Origin of the sequence: Lacibacter sediminis, from assembly GCF_014168535.1 — a bacterium.
GTDB lineage: Bacteria > Bacteroidota > Bacteroidia > Chitinophagales > Chitinophagaceae > Lacibacter > Lacibacter sediminis.
On the sequence record NZ_CP060007.1, the window covers coordinates 4,652,624 to 4,671,880 of the forward strand.

The window sequence follows — 19,257 nt, forward strand, 5'->3', positions numbered from 1 at the left end:
AACTGATATGTCGAAAAAAGTAGTAACACTCGGAGAGATTATGTTGCGTTTGTCAACTCCCGATTTTAAACGTTTTGTACAGGCTGATACATTTGATATCACTTATGGTGGTGGCGAAGCAAACGTATCTGCTGCACTATGTAACTATGGTTTGAATGGAACATTTGTATCCAAAGTGCCAAACAATCCAATCGGTCAATCGGCCATTAATCATTTACGTCGTTATGGTGTAGATACGCAGTTTGTTGCAAGAGGTGGAGACCGTTTAGGTATTTACTTCCTCGAAACAGGTGCATCAATGCGTGCATCGCAAGTAGTATATGATCGTGCAGGTGCATCTATTGCAGATGTGGATGCAAGTGAGTTTGACTGGGATAAAATTTTTGATGGTGCTGACTGGTTCCATACAACCGGTATCACTCCTGCATTGAGCGATAAAGCTGCTGCGTTGACGTTAGCTGCTTTAAAAGCTGCAAAAGCAAAAGGCATCACCACTTCTATCGATCTTAACTTCCGTAAAAAATTATGGACGAAAGAAAAAGCCCGTGAAGTAATGACTGGTCTTTGCGAATTTGTTGATGTTTGTATCGGTAACGAAGAAGATGCTGATTTATGCCTTGGCTTTAAAGCAAAAGATACAGACGTTACAAAAGGCGAATTGAACCTTGATGGTTTCAAAGATGTATTTCAACAAATGAAAGCGAAGTTTGGTTTCAAATTCATCGCTTCTTCATTACGTGAAAGCCACAGTGCTTCTGATAATGGCTGGAGTGCATTGGTATATGATGGCGCAGATTACTATCACACAAAACAATATAGTGTACGCATCGTTGACCGTGTTGGTAGTGGTGATTCATTTGCCAGTGGTTTGATCTACGGTTTAGTAACCGGCATGCCAATGGGCGAAGCAGCTGAGTTTGGTGTGGCTGCAAGTGCATTGAAACATACGATCCCTGGTGACTTGAACCATGCAACATTAGGAGAAGTAAAAGACCTGATGAAAGGTGATGGCAGCGGAAGGGTGCAACGATAATCAGTAATGAGTGATGAATGATGAGTAACTCATCATTCATCACTCATCATTCATTTTATAAATTACGACGATGATCATAGATACAATAAAGAATGCGCCCAAATACTTTTCAGCACATCCGTTGTTTGCAAAAGCATTTGAGTACATCCAGCAAACCGACCTCGGCAATGCTGCCGATGGCAAGAGTGATATTGCAGAAGGTTTAAAAGCCATCATCAGCAATGCACCCGGTAAAACAAAAGAAACCAGCCTGCAGAAGTTTGAATGTCATAACAAGAATATCGACATTCAGCTTTGCATCAGAGGTATTGAAACCATTGGCTGGAAACCAAGAGAAAAATGCACCTCACCAAAAGGCGAGTACAACGATGAAAAGGATGTATTGTTTTTCGACGATGCTCCTGATACTTATTTCCAATTAACCGATGGGCAGTTTGCGATCTTCTATCCAGAAGATGTGCATGCACCAATGATCGGTGAAGGGGAAATAAAAAAGTTAGTAATCAAAGTAAAAATCTAATGACTGGTCCTGGCATTTATGCCGGGAACTAAAAAAATCAAAATGAGCAAAACACAACAGATATCAGACGCCATTGTACAACAGGGTATTCTTCCTTTGTATTTTAATCCAAGCGAAGAAGTAAGTCTTGATGTATTGAAAGCAATTTATAAGGCAGGTATCAAAGCAGTGGAATACACCAACCGTGGTGATGCTGCATTGGCAAACTTCACCAAAATGGTGCAGCTGCGTAATGCAGAAATGCCCGGTTTGTTACTGGGTGTTGGTACCATTAAGAACATGCAACACGCAACAGACTATATGGCAGCAGGTGCCGACTTTTTAGTAAGTCCCGGCTTTGTTCCTGATGTAGCAGCCTATTGCGTAGCAAATGATATTTTCTATGCACCGGGTTGTATGACACCGAGTGAAATTATTGCAGCAGAAAATGCAGGCATCAAATTCATCAAGTTATTCCCGGGAAATATGTTGGGCACAGAGTTTTTAACTACTATTAAGGATATCTTCCCTAAATTGTTGTTTATGCCAACAGGTGGCGTGGATACAACCAAAGAAAGTATTGAGAGCTGGTATAAAGCAGGTGTTTGTGCAGTGGGTATGGGCAGTAAACTCATCAGCAAAAAATTAATGGAAGCAAAAGATTATGCGGCCATGGAAGAAGCAACGAAACAAGTGCTGGAAATCATCGCATCAGTAAAAAAATAATAACCACTTCCCGTTTCAGAACAGATCAAAATGTTTAAAAACGGCGGATAAAACAACGAACATGCAGCAAGCCATAGGTAAATACAGGTGGACGATTTGTGCCCTACTCTTTTTTGCAACAACCATCAACTATCTTGACAGGCAGGTGTTGAGTTTGCTTCAACCTACCCTGGAAGGGGAATACGGGTGGACCAATACCGATTATGCAAACATCACCATCGTGTTTCAATTGGTGTATGCTATCTCTATGCTTTTTGCAGGAAAGGTGATTGACAGATTGGGTACAAAGAAAGGATTCATCTGGGCAATTGTTGTATGGTCGATTGGTGCTATGATCCATGCTGCAGCAATTCCAATTGGTACAGGCTTGAGTAAGATCATTGCTGCATTAGGTATGTCGATCGGTTCTGTTTCTGTATTAGGTTTTATGTTAGCCAGGGCAGTACTTGCCATTGGTGAAGCTGGAAACTTTCCCGCTGCTATTAAAGCCACTGCCGAATATTTCCCCAAGAAAGAACGTTCACTTGCAACGGGTATTTTTAACTCGGGTGCCAATATTGGTGCCATCGTTGCTGCTCCTGTTGTGAACTTTTTATTGAGTGTTTGGCATTGGCAAGGTGCTTTTATTGTAGTGGGTGGTGTTGGTTTCTTATGGATGGGTTTATGGATCTGGTTCTATGATAAGCCTGAAGAACAAAAAAGATTATCAGCTGCGGAATTCAACTATATACACAGTGGTGAAGATGAAGTAGCAGGTCCCCAAAACGAAAAGCAAAGAGAAAAAGTATCATGGGGTAAGTTGCTTGGTTATAAACAAACATGGGCATTTGCGTTTGGTAAGTTTATGACCGATGGTGTATGGTGGTTTTTTCTCTTCTGGCTTCCGGCATTTTTGAAAGCACAATACGGCATGACGAAAGCTGATATTAATATTCCCATCATGACCTTGTACAGCATGACCATGATCGGCAGTATTGGCGGAGGCTGGCTTCCCATGTATTTTATCAGGAAAGGTTACCTGCCTTATGATGGCCGTATGAAAGCCATGTTACTGATTGCACTGGTGCCGTTGGTTGTATTGCTTGCACAACCCTTCGGGCATATCAGTTTCTGGGTTCCGGTATTGTTGATTGGTATCGGTGCATCAGCACACCAGGCATGGAGTGCAAACATTTTTACTACGGTAAGTGATATGTTCCCGAAAAAAGCCATTGGTTCTGTTGTAGGCATTGGTGGTATGGCAGGCGGTTTTGGTGGTGTTATACTTTCCAAACTGGGTGGTTTTTTATTCGATAAGTATAAGTCGTTTGGTATTGCTGAAGCATGGGTAAAAGCAAAAGCAAATGGTTTGGGTAACTATGTTGACCAGATCCTCAATTTGAAACTTGTGACCAAATATGGCGATGCCATTAATCTTAATAGCTCAGAACTGGGCGGGTTACCTGCTGAAGTAACTACTCAACTCAAGACTATAGATGCTGCTGCATTTGACCAGATCGTGCAATTACAAAAACCCCTGGTGCAGGCGCAGATGACGACGTCGTACACGATCATGTTTACAATTTGTGCGTTAGCTTATTTGGTAGCATGGGGAGTGATGAAAACATTAGTGCCGAAGTATAAAGTGATTAACGATCTGTAAAACAAAAACGATATTTCAACTAAAGTTGCCAGCCTTTTGAAGGCTGGCAACTTTTTTTATGGAAGATTCACTTCGCAAATAGACTGCAAACTACCCTCCTAGTTTCGTAATCTAAATTATAACGCATGATCCTTATTGCACAGCTTACCGCCCGGCAACCCGAAATTAAACTGCTTATTCATGGAGCTTATGTGAACTGCAGTATTCTCAGTAAACAGCTCAATACAAAAGATCCAAATCAACCACCGCTGAATATCGGCTGGCGCATCATCGATCGATCACAAACAGCTGCTTCACCTGATTGTCTTGTATTGGCAAATCATGCTGAACATGCGGAGATGTATCAATTACAACCTATGTCTGAAGTGATGAATCATTCGCCGCATAATCTCAAGGAATTTTGTGTGAACACCGGCGATTACCAGTTAGCAGGTTATGAACAGGTAACCATGATGTTGGAAATTGATACGGCTCTTTAACAGACATACAAATTGAAGCATTGCTTGCTGTATCTTTCCTGTTAAACAGTTTTTTATTTACATGATCTACTACCAGCATTTTTATCCGGATGTAGTAAGCCCCGAATTGCTTGATGCCTATCTCAGCAAAGGCTGGTACCGTATTCATCAAATGCTGATCACCACCGATCTTATTGCAAAAGAAGAGGAGTTCTTTGCTGTTTTCTGGCTTCGTTACCGTTTAGCAGATTATCAGCACAGCAGGAAAAGTAAGAAGCTGTTGCGTGCATGCGAACAATTCAGCAGCAGCATTGAACCTCTGCAATTCACCGATGAACTTGAAGAGTTGTTTACACAATACCGTGAGCAGCTTGATTTTGACATGAGTGATTCAGCAAGGGCCTATTTACTGGGTGAGAAAACTGAAAATGTGTTCCCTTCACAATTGCTCATGATCCGTGACAACGGAAAATTAATAGCAGCCGGTTGTTATGATGAAGCAGCAACATCACTCACAGGTATTTTAAGTATTTACGATCCTGCTTATAAGAAATACAGTTTGGGAAAAGTATTGCTGTTGCTTAAACTGGAAGAAGCCATGCGTTTACAAAAAACATGGTTCTATCCGGGTTATATCAGTCTGCATACGGCCAAGTTTGATTACAAATTATTTCCTGACCTTGAAGCTACAGAAGTTTATAACCGTTTAACCGATGCATGGCAACCATATGTTCAAATAAATTTACAGGAGCTGTATGATGCGATGCTGATGGAATTCTTGAAGGAACAGAGGGGATAATAATTCCATTGGCAGGAATTTCGATAGTAGGGTTCACACCACTTTCCTAGTATCCTTATTTACCGGAAGCTAGCACAGCATTTTTTTTCAATTGCTCATCCATCCCCTGCCGATCACTTTGTATCCAGTATTCAACAATTTTTTCTTTCTCTACACGATAAACGGCGCTGGTGAATTCGATGAGCGGTAAACCTGTAGGTTCATAATTATCAATTGCCGACTGATGGATTCCCTTCTGTATCCAGCGGGCATACACTTTATCGTCCTCAGCCAGCAATTCAGTAATCTCAAATTCAAATCGTCCAAACAGTGTAAGGAACTCTCTTACGTGAGCGGTATAGTTTGCAGGCGTGCGACGGACAGTGACCGGATTTTCAGAATTAATTTGGTGCGCCAGAACAGTATCGGCCATATACGCACCGGCTTTTTCAGGGTACAATCCTGAACGTACCTGGCTTAAAAAGTCTTTGACGATTTCTTTTGGTGACTTGACAGATGAAACAGTACCGGCAAGTTCTGCAGAAACAGGTGCAGGTAAATCAGTCGGTGCTGTTGCAGAAGCAGGATGTTGAGCCATAGATAAACGAGGGGTTATCATAACAATAATTAAAACGGTGATTAACGTTCGCATCGATATTTTTTTTGTTCAACAGAAAGCTAAATGAGTTTGGCTTTGGGAAGCAGCTGTAAACGCTCACCGAAAGCATCTTCAACCTATTCTTTGCGGATGCAATTTACCTGTGCCTTGCAATCACGCTGTTGCACAATAGCCGGTAAGATGTATATTATCTGGAGCCGGTTTTAACATCTGACATATACCTGCCTGCACAACAAAACGTTTGGTTACAGATTGTTTGCTGCCATCGATGCAACAGAAGTGTATAACCGTTTAACGGATGAATGGCAGCCCTGTGTGAGCACGGATCTGCAGGAGTTGTATGATGCGATGCTGATGAAATTTTTGAAAGAGCAGAGGGGGTAATTGGCCTTTATTAAAACCGAAGCTCGTAAAATGAGTTACGGGAAAAATAAATTTTCTAATTACAAGCTTGTAATTACTTTTAAGCTGAATCAATTCTATGTCTGATACCATTACCTATAAATATCATTCTCCTTCGCAGCTTGTAAAAAATGCGGATAATGATGAACTGTTCCTCGCAAAATTTAGTGAGCTCCAGAAAAAAGAAGCACCCTGCTTTTTCTGGGGACATTTGGCCGATCCCTATATAACTGCAAGGTGCTTGATTACGCTTTCAAATGTTGTACAGTCAAGCTTTAATCTTTCGCCGTTTGAAATTGCTAAATTGAAAGACCCGATCGTTACAGCGGGAAATGAAACCATCCGTTTTGAAGGCTTCTCTCACTGTGCAGGTGTTTATGCAAGGGTGGATATTTTACCTGGCGGGTATGAAGGAGAGTTTCCTGATAACGGTACAACCAATGTTGATTTTAATCAACCGATGATTTCAGCATTAAGTAAGATTGCCAGGTCAGAACGTGTTTTGTTAGCTGTAGGCAAGAAAGAAGTAAGTATTGAAAAAGGAAATGAAAAGATTGTTGAGCGTAAAGTGCCACTACCCGAAAAGTGGATCAAAGGATTAACTACCGTGCAATTGTATATGTCTGAATCAGAGCAACAGCTGAGGCTCACAAAAATGCAGGCTTTACAATTGTTTCAAACAATTCCAACAGGAAAACCCAAAGCCGATTACTTTCTGGTAATGAGAGGTAATAAGCCAACTTTCTCTCCCATTCAATCTCAAAACGCCATTTGTGTAGGTGGTGTTCAACGTTTAAAACTGATAGAACCATTACTGGCATTTGCAGATGAACTCAGAATATTTCCGCATACATCAATGCAGGCAACAACCTGGCAACTATATTTCGGAAGACTTCGGTTTAGTTTGTCTATTTCAAGAGATACATGGCGTGGATTTTCCGGTGAAGGTGCTGGATTGGAGTCGCTCATTGAAGACATGCCGGATAATTTAATTGAAGCAATGGATGGTTACAGCTACGCAAATCAGGTTTTCAATCCGGCTTTGCTCGCTGTTAACGAAGGACTATCATTTTCTAAAATAGATAACCTTGCGGGCCGGCTATCTGCTATGGGTATGTTGGGTTACGATCTCGACGACCGGCAATTCTATTACAGACGATTGCCTTTTAAATTAAAACGTATTCTGAGTCTTAATCCAAGAATGAAAGATGCAGAAAAACTATTGGCCGATAATAAGGTCGTCATTATCTCAAAAAAAGACAATCGTATAGAAGCAAACGTACTAGGTAGCGGCGTTCAGCACTTAGTGCTTCTTGAAGCCGACAAAGCACGTTGTACCTGTACATGGTTCAGCAGGCATCAGGGCGAAAGAGGCCCCTGCAAACATGTACTGGCTGTAAAAAAAATGCTCACCTATTCTTAAGTTATGCTCCAACAGTTTAAAGAAATTCTGGCAAAATCAAAATCCGATGTGCTTATACCTTTTCTACAGCACTTATCCAATGAAGACAAACGCAACATCGCAGCAGGGCTAAAAGCAATCAGCAAAGAATATCTTGATTATTACGAAGACAAAACAATTACCGGTTCTTATAATTACAAACAAAAAGCCAACGAAAAGCAAAGAGATATTTTGCTTATCACTGCTTTCGTATGTTATAATAAAAAGGAGTTTACTAAAACAGGCTATCCTTCTGCCATTCTCGACGAAAAATATCTTACACAAATACTCGGCTGGTACTGCCCCGATTGGTTCAGCGAATTCGTAAACGATCTTGCAAAATTGGATTTTGTTGCCTATACCTTAAACTACCGGCTTGTGATGAACCTTTCAACGAAGGGTTTACTACAGCCATCAAAAGAACTCGTTGCTAAAATATTACCCCAGTTTATTTTCAATAGGGATAGCAACAGGGCAATTTACCAGCCAGAGAATGTATTAATATACCCCGAAACATTAGCAACACACATTTGGTATCTATTTGAAGTTGAATCAGGCATACATTATTCCGACCGATGGCTGCATTATGGTTCCGATGTTACAAAAACTGAAACAGGCTGGGTACCCCTTTTAAAAACATATTGTAATGAAGGTCGTATAGAAAGAAAACGATTGCTGCAAGAAACGATATATGCTACCAACAGAAATTTTAATAAACAGCTATCAGGATGGTTTTGCGAATTATTATTTGCATTAGAGCCATTGCCCGAAGAAGTTCTTGAATTGCAAGCGCCATTCATGACAGTACTCAGCTCACCACATAGTAAAGCGGTAAACACTTCTTTACAGTTCTTCAAAAAAATTGTTGTACACAAAGATTTTGACAATCGTTCATTTATTGACAACACTCCGGTGCTGCTAGCTTCCGATACAAGGAATGTGCTTATAAACACGATCGCATTACTCGAAAAAATTATAAAAAAGGAAAAGGAATTACAGGAGCAGGTTTGTGAATCATTGCTTCATGTTTTTATTCGTAACGATGAAGATATTCAACGCAGAGCAGCCAAAATTATTAAAACTTGCAGTGCACAGTTGGCTACTTCATACTATTCACAGTTGGCATCTTATAAAGGTAGCATGCTGCAGTCAGCCGTATCAGTACTGCATGAAATTCCTGCCTTTCACGAACAGTCAGTTAACGATACAATAGAAACGGCAATCGAAAATCAATACAACTATACAGAAGAGGTAAAAGCATCTGTTACTGTTGTTGAAACAATAGATGATCTTGTGTTTTTTGCAAGCCAGGCTTTCGATAACCATGAGCCTTGGCATATCGATATGCTTCCCGCTTCTCTTCTGCAAATGAACAGGCTGCTTAACGGGTCAAATATCAACAAACTGGAACCGGCACTGCAACGTGCTTTAAAAACGGTCGGTAACTCTTATTCTCCATTACAGGGAAATCTCGATCAAATACTCGCTACATTTTTTATTGATGTTTGTATTTATTATACTCGTAAATATCCGGGTGAAACTAAAATACTTCAACAGCTGTTTGAAAAATTTGACCAGAAAGATGGCAATGAAATCAAAAGATGGACTGCCATCGATCCTAAAACCTCTTACCTGGAAAGCTGGGAAAATTATTTCAAAGACCCATTCTACAAACCACACAAATTGCTTTTACTGCTGGCATTGCAAAAGATAAAATCCAACGATTCTTTGCCCTTGCTCAGCACCATAACACATGCACCCTGTCACATCGAACCGCTTACGCTGGTCAATAAACTGGTACTGTATCAGCAGGCCGGTAAATATCCCGATTCCATCGATTTCCAGGTTGCCATCTCCCGCTGCAATTTAGCAAACACAACAGCAGCCATCGAAGCGGCCGAAGCAAAACTGCAGGGCGAGCTCAAACACATCGCATTATTTTTATTCGGAAAAGAAAAAGAACCACAACCCCCTTTCAACAGTCAGGTAGTTTGGATGTGCAGCTCATTAGCTTTGGCAAACAAACTTACATACCCGGCATTTTCTTCGTTCGCCTATTACAAATACCCGTTTGCAATTTTTACGGGTCAGTTCCCTTGGCAATCAGTTCAGGAAGAGTATAAAAATCAGCGATACGATTATCAAAAACAGAAAAGCGTAGAGTATATCGACAGTCGCAAGCTGTTGAAAATACACATCGAGAAAAAAACACAAAAAGCAGCAACGGGTTTGTCAAAATTTGTATCCTCCATTTTTGGTCAAACAAAACAGGCTGCCGAAGAAGAACCTTTACTCTTCGATTTTTTCAAGATCAGGTCACAATGGCTTTCGATTGAAAACGATATCCAACGCATTCTTTATCTCATACCCAATAATACTGAACCCTTTCTTGCCGAGCTGATAAATCATTGTTTATCGCACCCTACCTTCTTTAGCGAAACAGATAAGCGGATTGTAGCAAACAGCATTCGTTGTGTCTATGAATTATGGGGGCGCTTTAACGAAACAGGTTACCTCTTTCTCGGCACCTGCATGCTCGCTTCCGATAAAACAGTTCTGAACATTGCCGGCGAAACCTGGATCAAAGCCGTAGCTAAAAATGAAATAAATAATCAGCTTTTAGGTTCTATTATCGGCAAACATGAACGCATTGAATTTGCACCGCTCAAACGTTTCACAGATCTTGTTGATCAGCAGTTAACAGGTATTTCTAACCAACACAACAGAAGTTTAATACAGCTAATCGAATACATACTTACCGAACTGCCTGACGAAGGAATAAAGAATTTAAAGCGCCTTCTGCAAATCTATCACGAACTACTACTCAAAGAAGCTGCTACAGTTACCCACCCAATTGTTATAGAAAAAATGAGCTGCTGGCATAAAATCGCAAGCCTCAAAAAACTAACAGAAAGTATTCAGAATATTTCAGCCATTTAGGTTCAAACGTTCCAACTTGTAGCAAATTCATTATGAAATGCTTGCTGTTCTCCCGAAAAAAAAGAACAGTAATGCTTATCTTTCCCTTTAAAAAAAGTTCAGTGTATCAATAGCGGTGAGGAATATATTGATTGCTTACACTCCCATCATCAAACAAATCAATAATTGCATAGCCCGGAGGCGTTTGCTTATAGTAACCTTTCCCTGCTGATTCCTTATCGCCTTCGCCCCACCAGAATCCACTCATCGATCCATTGCAATAAAACTGTACATTGTTATAAACTGCACAATCTTCCAAATGAATGTGCCCGCTTAAACAACATATTTTCTTATCAAGATGCTTGTAAAAAAGTTCGGTGATATAGGGTGAATCTGTATGATTACCTCCTACCACATGTGTGCAAACAGCAAGAATAGGATAATGACTCATACACATAACGGGTGTATTGGGTGAAAGACCGGCAAGATCTTTTTCCAGCCACTTCCGTTGTTCATCATCTAATGAACCTGCATTTTTATTATTGCTGTCGAGGATAATAAAATGCCAGCCTTTTTTGTCAAAACTGTAGTAACGTCCCGGAATGCCCAGCTGTTTTACAACATAATCTTTCCCATGCATTGCATCTTCTTTATTAGGTGCAGCCCACCACATATCATGATTGCCAAGACAACTATGTATTTCAAAATCGGAAATTGCCTGCGATGTTTGCATCCAGATATCCCACAGCTCATTCACACGCTCACGTTTAATGTCACTGTAATCAGCAGCAAATATTGTATCACCTCCATTCAGGAAAAAATCAACCTTATGCTTTTTTATTTCTTCCAGACATTGCACAAAACGGGCAGGCGCATTTTCTTCGGGGCGTATATGTACATCAGTTATATGTGCTATACGCAAAACCCTTTTCCTTTTAACCACATTTTCTTCTGCATGTAAAACAGAACTTGTTCCGCCTAATGCAACAGCACCTGCACTTAAACCGATCTGTTTTAATAATTCCCGTCTATCCATTTGTTTGTTGTTTTATTCTCAATATTTTTTTAATGACTTCAGAATGATCTTTTCTTTTTCAGCAGCAGGCAGATCGTATTGGAACCTATAAATGGCACCATCCCAATCGCCATACATAGCATTAGGCAGCACAATAAATTTACTTCCAAACAAAGAGGCGTTATTCTCTGTGTTGTTGTTACGTTCTTCCAATGGTTTTTTATCAAAGACCTCACTGAAGTCGCTGAGATTATCTCCAAGCAGCAATAAAATTTCATAATGATCAGCTACCTGTTTTCTCCTTGTTTCCTTTCCGGATGTTGTGGTTTTCATTGTTAAATGATCATCGGTTGCATCAGGGAAATTCCATCGCTGCAAATCTTTTAACGTAGCAGCCCTTTCTTTTTCGAGCCGGTTAGTAATATAAAAAACAGCAACACCTTTACTTTTTGCATATGACAAAAAAGAACGAGCACCGGGAACTGTATCGCAGTCAACCTTATTTGTCCATTCAATCCACGATGAATCGCTGTATTCAGCATTCTGTATTGCCTGGTGCACCTGGTAAGGACTGTTATCCAAAACGGTTTCATCAATATCTGTTACAATAGCAACCGGTTTATTGTATTGTCTTTGTAATAAAAAATCCAACCTCATTTGTGCAAGGTTATAAGCCTGGTAGCACAAGGCTTTGTATTCGCCTGCTTTTTGTTGCCATGCTGCTGCCCAGGCCGGGCCCTGTAAAACAACAGGTGCTTCATGGTTAACAATTGCAATTTTATTTTGAACCTTGCAGGCAGATAGAAGAATAATCAAAAAAGTAAATACAGTTGAACGTTTAAACATGTACATCGGTTTCATGGAATAAGTATCCAGCGGTTTAAAAAATTATGAGGCGCTTCAATGACGAGTTTATAAAATGCAGAAGGCTTCTCTTTTACATTGATGATTGTCTTTCCTTTTTGAGTGGGAACAGTTTGCATCAATTCATATTGATCTTTACCGCCTGTTTTATAATGATTGGAGGTTGAAAGCCAAACTTTTAGTTTCCCTTTGTTGGCAACTCCTTTCCAGTTAAGCAGTATTGTTCCGTTCTCATAACGTACATCCATTTCAGTTACCGATAAATTGCCTGTCAATGAAATGCCATCAATTTCCATTAGCTGTTCTTTTGGAATGGAGATATCCATGAAAGAAGCAATAGAAGGCATGATATCAACGATTGCTGCTTTGCCACTTTTAAAATAACCGTTAAGCCCTTTGGCATTTGTAACGATCCATGTGGTACGTTCCCGCTCTGATTGACCACCATGTCCTTTTCCCGTTGCTGCATCACGACCATGATCGGTTGTAATATAGATCTGCCAGTCTTCATTAAAATGTTTCATACGATATTGAACTGCCTGCCATACTCGGCCAACTTGTTTATCCATTAGTTCAACAGCATCATAAAACTGTTTACTGTCGCCATAGCGATGACCCATATCATCTGTATATTCCAAATACACCCATGAAAGATCGGGGCTTTCGTTTTGTATACAGTCAGCTGCTTTTCCGGCTACTGCCTCATCGATCCGGTTCATGTACTTTTTTTCTCTGTCGTGCGGATAAGTCACTGTATCCAATTCAAGTCCATCAAAATGATAATCGACTTTTAATTGTTGTGTAGCAGGCAATCCATCTCCTGCAAGTTTTGTTCTGTTATCGAGCCAGCTGGAGAATACAGCTATTTTCTTTTGTGGCGATTGCGTTTTCAGCAAACGGAAAATAGTAGGATAATTATAATTCGGTGCTGCAATATCATTGTCCCATACATTGTGTTTATTCACCCAGGTACCAGTAAGTAAACTGTTGTAACCAACTGCAGAGATAGTTGGTGTTTGCGAATACCCACCTTTCTCTCCACCAACATGTATTCGGCTGTAACCACCAACTTTCGCAATACTGTCGAGCATGGGAGTGTTTATTTTTTCTAGTACATCAGCAGGGATGCCATCAACAATAATAAACACCGCTTTCTTTTTCTTTTGAGCAAATACAATTGTGCTGATGCAAACTGCAAGCAGAAGAATGCAAATTCTTTTCATATAGTATAATAATAATTCCAATTTTCAAGGTAATTAAGAACTGATCAAAGGTTTAGAAACAGGGAAGCAATAAGAATAAGGCTTCCGTATATTCCATAACTAACTGCTCAGTTTACCGACTTACTCCCAGCCAAAAAGCTGTGGACCAAGATTTGGATTTAAAGTCATTTGATTAAAAGGAATTGGCCTGTAGTAATATTTCGGATCAATAAATTGCCGAACCTTATTATCTGTAATCGTTACACCCCCACTGTTCCCGTTTTTAAGGTACACTGTTGCACTTTCACCAAAGCTTCCTGCTTTATAATAAACCAGTTTAATTCCTAATGAATTTGTTTCAGCAGTAATAGCAGGAGGAACTGATGCAGATTTATCAACGAGAATAATATCTTCAATGCCATCACCTGTGAGATCATATTTACCAAGTCCCGGAAAATAGATCCCTACCGGAATTTTCTCCAGCTCTTTACCTGCATGCCATCTCATGAGATCATCAAACCGATAACCTTCTGCTGCAAACTCCACTCTTTTTTCACGACGTATTTCCAGGATCACTCCTTTATTCGCTCCTGTTACATCAGGATATTTTGCTGACAGTAAAGGATCTGCATTTCCGTTGGCCCAACTTAAGTTAAGTGCTGTTGTAATACCTGCTCTTGTTCTTAAAAGATTAACCGTCTTGTCAAGATCAGCTTGAGTAATGGTTCCTAATTCAGCCATCGATTCAGCATAGGTTAACAACACTTCTGCGTAGCGATAGCTGGGAAAATCGACGTTGTTGATCACTTTTGCATCGGTTGAGTTGATATAACCTTTCAACTGATGATAACCGGTAAAGTTCCTGTTCAAACGCAACACATATGGAAGTGTATTAGGAGCAAGAATAATTCCCGGAGGCATCAACGCCTGGGAAAGACGAGGGTCCCTGTTTTGAAATTCCTGTACATAACTGAAGGTTGCATAGCCGGGCTGATCAGTAAACCTGCTGCCATCTTTCATTAAATAAGTTTGCACAAGATCACGTGATGGTGATTGTTCATAATTATTGATCACACCATTATTGCCTCCACTTCTTCCCAAATCCTGGTCATAGATATTTGACAGTATTACTTCTTTGTTTCCAGCAAGACTTGCACTTGTAAACAAAGCAGCATAGTCGCTATGTAATTGAAACTTGCCTGATACGATAATTTCATTAGCAACCTGCGCTGCTTTTTGCAGAAAACCAGTTGCTGTGCTTTGGAGATTTAATTCCGGATGATACCTGCGGTAAGTGCCTTCGTATAAAGCAATGCGTGCATAGACCAGTTTTACAACCCACTTACCCGGCGTGCCTGTTGGAACAGATTCTCTTACATGCGTAGAAGCAAATTCAAGATCGGCCATTACACTATCCATAATAAGTGCACGTGGATCACGATGTTTATATAGTTCAACAGTGTCACTTGGATTGAGTGCTTTCGAATACCAGGGCACATCAGAAAACCGTTTCACCATGCCCATATAAAATTCTGCCCTGTAATACCTGGCTAATCCTGCGTAATGATCTTTCACTTCCTGCGCAACAGCAGCACGGCTGTAATTCTGAAGAAAGTAATTAATATTCCGCAAGCGTCCCCAACTCCAACCGCCTGTAATCGTCTGTGAAGTGGGAGCACCCGTCATGATCGATTTTATTTCCACTGCAGCAGTGGTTGCTTTATCATCCGTATTTTGATCGCTTACATAATTGTCTCTACCCGGTAATGAAAGCAATCCGTTAATGTATAAAGACAGATCTTCTTCCGATTTAAAAAACAGATCTGGTGGAATAGAAGTCTGCGGATAGCGGTCCATAAAGTTTTTCTTACATGCTGTGGCCGCTATCATTACCACGCAACAGAGCAATATATAAAGGTTACTTTTTTTCATTTTCAGAATTTTAACTACTTAGAAATCGAGATTAAGACCCACTGCATATTTGCGTTGGAAAGGATAAGCCCAACCATAACCATCGGCCACAGCTTCCGGATCAAAATATTTTTTGATCTCAGAAAACTCAAACAGGTTTTCTCCTGTAACAAATACCCGCAGGCGATTGATCTTATATCGTTTTGTGAGCGAAGCAGGTAAGGTGTAACCTGCAGTAAGGTTTTTTAACCGTATGTAAGCAGCATTCAACAAATACTTTGTTTGCGCAATATCCAAACCTGAACCATAATTATTATCGGCTAACCATGACTGTAATACCGGGAAATATGAATTTGTATTTGCATCGGCAAGCCCTGCTGCTATATAAGATTTAGAGTGCCTGTCTCTATCTGTTCCTGTTTCAGAACTTCCCCTGTAATAATTCAGATTCCATGGATAGATGCCTGCATATGGTTGTTGGTAAGGCCCCCAAAACAAATAGTGATGCGGATAAAAATCTTTTTTACCTACACCTTGTATGAACAAAGAAAGATCAAAGCCATTCCAATCCATATCGAGATTAAGACCAAAACGGAAACGTGTACTGTTATCACCAATTATTTTTAAATCGCCGGGGTTGGTTTGTGTATTCCCGAGTGTGATCTTATTATCCTTATTCTGATCGATATATTTTGGCCATCCTTCTACAATACTCAATGCGCCCCAGGGAACAATTGCCGATTGATTGAGATTGTTGATCTCGGCTTGTGTTTTGAAATAGCCATCGTTCTGTAAGCCCCATATCTCACCAATGTATTGGCCTTTGCGCCAGTTGTTCAACAGTAAAAGATCATTCTTATACTTGGTGATCTTTGTGCGTGAATCAGAAAGAATAAATTTTGCGCCAAAACTAAATGGCTTAGAAGCAATCGTGAAGTTATCACGGTAAGCTGCTGTTAATTCAAATCCTTTGGTTGCAAGATCAGCAACGTTTTGTGTTGGTGCACTTGTTCCTAAAACACCCGGCAATTCGGAAACAGGTCCTAACATGCCAATTGTTTGCCGGATATAATAATCAAAACCAAGCAGTATCTTATTATCTACTAACCCGATATCTGTACCTACGTTAAAGGTTCTCACTTTTTCCCATGTGTAAGTATCAGGATCTACACGTAATAAAGGAGCACCCGATACGATCGTTGGAAAAACGCCATTGATCAAATAAGATGATCTTGTTGTTGGCAAGGTTTGGATATAACCAAAATCGCTCACACTCTGATTACCGAGATCGCCGTATGAAGCACGGAATTTAATTGTAGGCAAATACTTTGTGAGTGATTGCAGTATTGGTTCATCGCTCGCTATCCACGCAACTGAAACAGAAGGGAAAAAACCATAACGGCGTTCTTTCGGAAAACGGGATGAACCATCTTTCCGGCCATTTGCTTCAATAATATACCGATCCTTAAACGTATAATTAATACGGCCAAAAGCACTGCGTAAGGCATAGGTTGTATAATCTGCTGCAATATTTGCTGTGCCGGTAGTTAGTGCTATATAAGGAAGCGAAGACGAAACCAACACATCTCTTGAAGCCTGTTCATACGACCAGATATATTCTTCCTGGTTAAGCCCGGCAAGCAATCTGAATTCATGATTGGCTGCTATGCGCTTTGTATAATTTGCATAGAGATCAAATACATCGTGCTTTACATTTCCATTACGGATCGTAACAGAACCACTACCTCCTTCTTCTCTTATATCATCGGGCCCATAACCAATCTTATACTTTTGATAATCTGTATTGTATTTCCAGAGTTCTCTTTTGAAACTTGCACTTGCTGTAACCTGCAGGTCGTTGTTTAAGAAACTGGCAGTGCCTTTAAAAATATTCTGAAAACCAAAACGATCCTGTTCATAACGTCCGCCATTCGTGAGTTTAGCACCCAATCTTCCTGCGCCTGTATTAGCCCATGTACCATCAGGATTTTTTGCTACATCTGTTGGTTGCAGATAATAAAGATCAGTGATGTTATAGCTGGGTGAAGAAGAAGTTGTTTGATAAATATTCAGGTTGTTATCAATCTTTAATCCTTTAACAGGTGTAAAATTTAAACGTGCCCTTAATCCATAACGTCTCCAATCATCCCTGGCTAATTTGTTCAAACCATTTTCTTTGGTGAAATCTGAAGAAACCAAATAGCTGAACGGTTTTCCTTTTGATATCTCAGAGCCGCCGCTGAATGAAAGACTGTGGTTTTGTGAAAGACTTGTTTTATTAAAGAAATAGTCGTTCCAGTTATTGTTACCCATGTACATCCATCTGTTTGGATTGTTGGGATCGACACGGGTATCTTCTACTCCCGGATTATCTGAACGGTCTTTCGCCCATTGATAATGATAGTCGGAATAGTTTACATAATCCCAAGGTGTGTTATCAGTAGATGTTTCTAATACTCTTGAATAGATATAAGGATCGGTCACCATGTCGGGCATTACAGTACGACGTGACCATGAAAAATAATTATTATAACTGATGCGTTGCTTTCCACCACTTGCTCCTTGCTTGGTTGTAATTAACACAACTCCAAACGAAGCACGTGCCCCATAGATAGCTGCAGATGCTGCATCACGAAGCACTGTAATTGATGCAATGTCGGAAGGATTTAGACGAAGAATATCATCAGTAGCCGATGCAATACCATCGATCACAATCAGGGGAGCAGCACCGCCTCCTGTAAGTGTTGTGATACCACGTACATTAATAGCAGGTGTAGTGCCGGGTCTTCCACCGGAATAAGTAATGTTAAGACCGGGGCTAAGTCCTTGTAATCCCTGAAACACATTGGCGATGGGTCTTTTTGCTAACTCCTTTCCCGAAATCTGATCAACCGCACCGGTAACATTTACTTTCTTTTGCATACCATACCCCACCACTACCACTTCATTCATTGTTTTCTCCACAGCTTCCATTGTAATGAAAAGGGATGTTCTTCCATCTACTGCAATTTCCTGTGTTGTATAACCAATAAATGAAAAAAGGAGCACTGCATTTTCCGGTACTTTTAATTCAAACTCTCCTTTCGCATTTGTTGTTGTTCCGATGCTTGAATTTTTTAATTGCACACTTACAGCAGCGAGCGGCTCCCCCATACCATTCAATACTTTGCCGGAAACAGTTACATCTTTGTTTTCGGAGCCAACGGGAGCAATCACTACGAGGTTGTTCCCCATCATCCTGTAACCGAGATTGGTATTGTTGAGTACCTCTGCAAGGAGTTGTGTGATGGTGAGATCCTTTGCCTCGAGGCTGATCTTTTTATTAGGTGGGAGATAATCATCGTTATAAACAAACCTGAAATTTGTTTCTTTTTCAATGAGATCAAATGCCTTTTCCAGACTCACTCTTGAAATTTTCATGGAAATTTTCTGTGAGAACCCTGTGGCACTTACCTGCATACAGAAAACAAACAAAAAGAAAACTGAGCATTTCATGATGAGAAGCAATTTACCATAGCTCCGCCCGGGGCGCAGCCATCTTACCAGTAGGCTTTTTTGCATACCTTTGAGTTGTTGTTGGTTAAATAATATTGTGGCGAACGTCAAGACAAAACAGTATCAATAGCCAATGATCCAACGGGGAATGGGCAAACATTTCCCGTTTTTTATTTAGCTAATGACGTTGATCTTTTCTGAGTTAAGTAAACAGTGGTGATTGTGTCATGTTGCAGTTGTTTTGGTTGTGAAT

General features: G+C 40.3%; 15 protein-coding genes. 9 read left to right on the forward strand and 6 right to left on the reverse strand.

What is annotated here, in order from left to right; all coding sequences use genetic code 11:
• Window positions 1–7: 7 nt before the first annotated feature.
• The 6 genes from H4075_RS19715 (at window position 8) to H4075_RS19740 (ending at window position 5,157) form a co-directional block, all read left to right on the forward strand.
• On the forward strand, window positions 8–1,033 hold the full coding sequence (locus H4075_RS19715) for a sugar kinase (RefSeq protein ID WP_182802528.1): 1,026 nt from the start codon (window positions 8–10) through the stop codon (window positions 1,031–1,033).
• Window positions 1,034–1,103: 70 nt separating this feature from the next.
• Window positions 1,104–1,553 (forward strand): YhcH/YjgK/YiaL family protein, encoded by a 450-nt coding sequence (locus H4075_RS19720; protein ID WP_182802529.1) that lies wholly within the window; start codon window positions 1,104–1,106, stop codon window positions 1,551–1,553.
• A gap of 42 nt (window positions 1,554–1,595) precedes the next feature.
• Complete coding sequence (locus H4075_RS19725; protein WP_182802530.1) at window positions 1,596–2,258, forward strand: beta/alpha barrel domain-containing protein; 663 nt, start codon at window positions 1,596–1,598, stop codon at window positions 2,256–2,258.
• 61 nt (window positions 2,259–2,319) lie between these two features.
• Window positions 2,320–3,900, forward strand: coding sequence for an MFS transporter (locus H4075_RS19730; protein WP_182802531.1), 1,581 nt, complete (start codon window positions 2,320–2,322; stop codon window positions 3,898–3,900).
• Window positions 3,901–4,025: 125 nt separating this feature from the next.
• On the forward strand, window positions 4,026–4,379 hold the full coding sequence (locus H4075_RS19735; protein ID WP_182802532.1) for a hypothetical protein: 354 nt from the start codon (window positions 4,026–4,028) through the stop codon (window positions 4,377–4,379).
• A gap of 61 nt (window positions 4,380–4,440) precedes the next feature.
• Window positions 4,441–5,157 carry a GNAT family N-acetyltransferase gene (locus H4075_RS19740; RefSeq protein WP_182802533.1) on the forward strand — a complete coding sequence of 239 codons (717 nt, stop codon included), beginning with the start codon at window positions 4,441–4,443 and terminating at the stop codon, window positions 5,155–5,157.
• Window positions 5,158–5,212: 55 nt separating this feature from the next.
• Here H4075_RS19740 and H4075_RS19745 read toward each other — a convergent pair whose 3' ends face one another.
• Window positions 5,213–5,788, reverse strand: a complete 576-nt coding sequence (locus H4075_RS19745) for an ester cyclase (RefSeq protein WP_220494802.1) — start codon at window positions 5,786–5,788, stop codon at window positions 5,213–5,215.
• A 219-nt stretch (window positions 5,789–6,007) separates the two neighbouring features.
• Here H4075_RS19745 and H4075_RS21720 point away from each other — a divergent pair, with 219 nt between their 5' ends.
• The 3 genes from H4075_RS21720 to H4075_RS19755 all read left to right on the forward strand — a co-directional run bounded on the left by H4075_RS21720 (window position 6,008) and on the right by H4075_RS19755 (window position 10,538).
• The gene (locus tag H4075_RS21720) at window positions 6,008–6,139 is read left to right on the forward strand and encodes a hypothetical protein (RefSeq protein WP_255460241.1); all 132 of its coding nucleotides are present in this window, start codon (window positions 6,008–6,010) and stop codon (window positions 6,137–6,139) included.
• A 97-nt stretch (window positions 6,140–6,236) separates the two neighbouring features.
• Window positions 6,237–7,580, forward strand: coding sequence for an SWIM zinc finger family protein (locus H4075_RS19750; protein WP_182802534.1), 1,344 nt, complete (start codon window positions 6,237–6,239; stop codon window positions 7,578–7,580).
• Between the two features lie 3 nt (window positions 7,581–7,583).
• Entirely contained in the window at window positions 7,584–10,538 is a 2,955-nt protein-coding gene (locus H4075_RS19755; protein ID WP_182802535.1) for a DUF6493 family protein, read from the forward strand.
• A gap of 106 nt (window positions 10,539–10,644) precedes the next feature.
• On the opposite strand, the gene H4075_RS19760 is transcribed toward H4075_RS19755, so the two are convergent.
• The 5 genes from H4075_RS19760 to H4075_RS19780 all read right to left on the reverse strand — a co-directional run bounded on the left by H4075_RS19760 (window position 10,645) and on the right by H4075_RS19780 (window position 19,004).
• Window positions 10,645–11,553, reverse strand: coding sequence for a metallophosphoesterase family protein (locus tag H4075_RS19760; RefSeq protein WP_182802536.1), 909 nt, complete (start codon window positions 11,551–11,553; stop codon window positions 10,645–10,647).
• A gap of 18 nt (window positions 11,554–11,571) precedes the next feature.
• The gene (locus H4075_RS19765; protein ID WP_182802537.1) at window positions 11,572–12,378 is read right to left on the reverse strand and encodes a 5'-nucleotidase, lipoprotein e(P4) family; all 807 of its coding nucleotides are present in this window, start codon (window positions 12,376–12,378) and stop codon (window positions 11,572–11,574) included.
• A gap of 11 nt (window positions 12,379–12,389) precedes the next feature.
• Entirely contained in the window at window positions 12,390–13,619 is a 1,230-nt protein-coding gene (locus H4075_RS19770; protein WP_182802538.1) for an alkaline phosphatase family protein, read from the reverse strand.
• Window positions 13,620–13,739: 120 nt separating this feature from the next.
• Window positions 13,740–15,530, reverse strand: coding sequence for a RagB/SusD family nutrient uptake outer membrane protein (locus tag H4075_RS19775; protein WP_182802539.1), 1,791 nt, complete (start codon window positions 15,528–15,530; stop codon window positions 13,740–13,742).
• A gap of 18 nt (window positions 15,531–15,548) precedes the next feature.
• Window positions 15,549–19,004, reverse strand: coding sequence for a SusC/RagA family TonB-linked outer membrane protein (locus H4075_RS19780; RefSeq protein ID WP_182802540.1), 3,456 nt, complete (start codon window positions 19,002–19,004; stop codon window positions 15,549–15,551).
• Window positions 19,005–19,257 lie beyond the last annotated feature (253 nt).

Coding starts and splice junctions, on each gene's coding strand:
- H4075_RS19715 (WP_182802528.1), top strand. CDS start 8: ATGTCGAAAAAAGTAGTAACACTCGGAGAGATTATGTTGCGTTTGTCA.
- H4075_RS19720 (WP_182802529.1), top strand. CDS start 1,104: ATGATCATAGATACAATAAAGAATGCGCCCAAATACTTTTCAGCACAT.
- H4075_RS19725 (WP_182802530.1), top strand. CDS start 1,596: ATGAGCAAAACACAACAGATATCAGACGCCATTGTACAACAGGGTATT.
- H4075_RS19730 (WP_182802531.1), top strand. CDS start 2,320: ATGCAGCAAGCCATAGGTAAATACAGGTGGACGATTTGTGCCCTACTC.
- H4075_RS19735 (WP_182802532.1), top strand. CDS start 4,026: ATGATCCTTATTGCACAGCTTACCGCCCGGCAACCCGAAATTAAACTG.
- H4075_RS19740 (WP_182802533.1), top strand. CDS start 4,441: ATGATCTACTACCAGCATTTTTATCCGGATGTAGTAAGCCCCGAATTG.
- H4075_RS19745 (WP_220494802.1), bottom strand. CDS start 5,788: ATGCGAACGTTAATCACCGTTTTAATTATTGTTATGATAACCCCTCGT.
- H4075_RS19750 (WP_182802534.1), top strand. CDS start 6,237: ATGTCTGATACCATTACCTATAAATATCATTCTCCTTCGCAGCTTGTA.
- H4075_RS19755 (WP_182802535.1), top strand. CDS start 7,584: ATGCTCCAACAGTTTAAAGAAATTCTGGCAAAATCAAAATCCGATGTG.
- H4075_RS19760 (WP_182802536.1), bottom strand. CDS start 11,553: ATGGATAGACGGGAATTATTAAAACAGATCGGTTTAAGTGCAGGTGCT.
- H4075_RS19765 (WP_182802537.1), bottom strand. CDS start 12,378: ATGTTTAAACGTTCAACTGTATTTACTTTTTTGATTATTCTTCTATCT.
- H4075_RS19770 (WP_182802538.1), bottom strand. CDS start 13,619: ATGAAAAGAATTTGCATTCTTCTGCTTGCAGTTTGCATCAGCACAATT.
- H4075_RS19775 (WP_182802539.1), bottom strand. CDS start 15,530: ATGAAAAAAAGTAACCTTTATATATTGCTCTGTTGCGTGGTAATGATA.
- H4075_RS19780 (WP_182802540.1), bottom strand. CDS start 19,004: ATGAAATGCTCAGTTTTCTTTTTGTTTGTTTTCTGTATGCAGGTAAGT.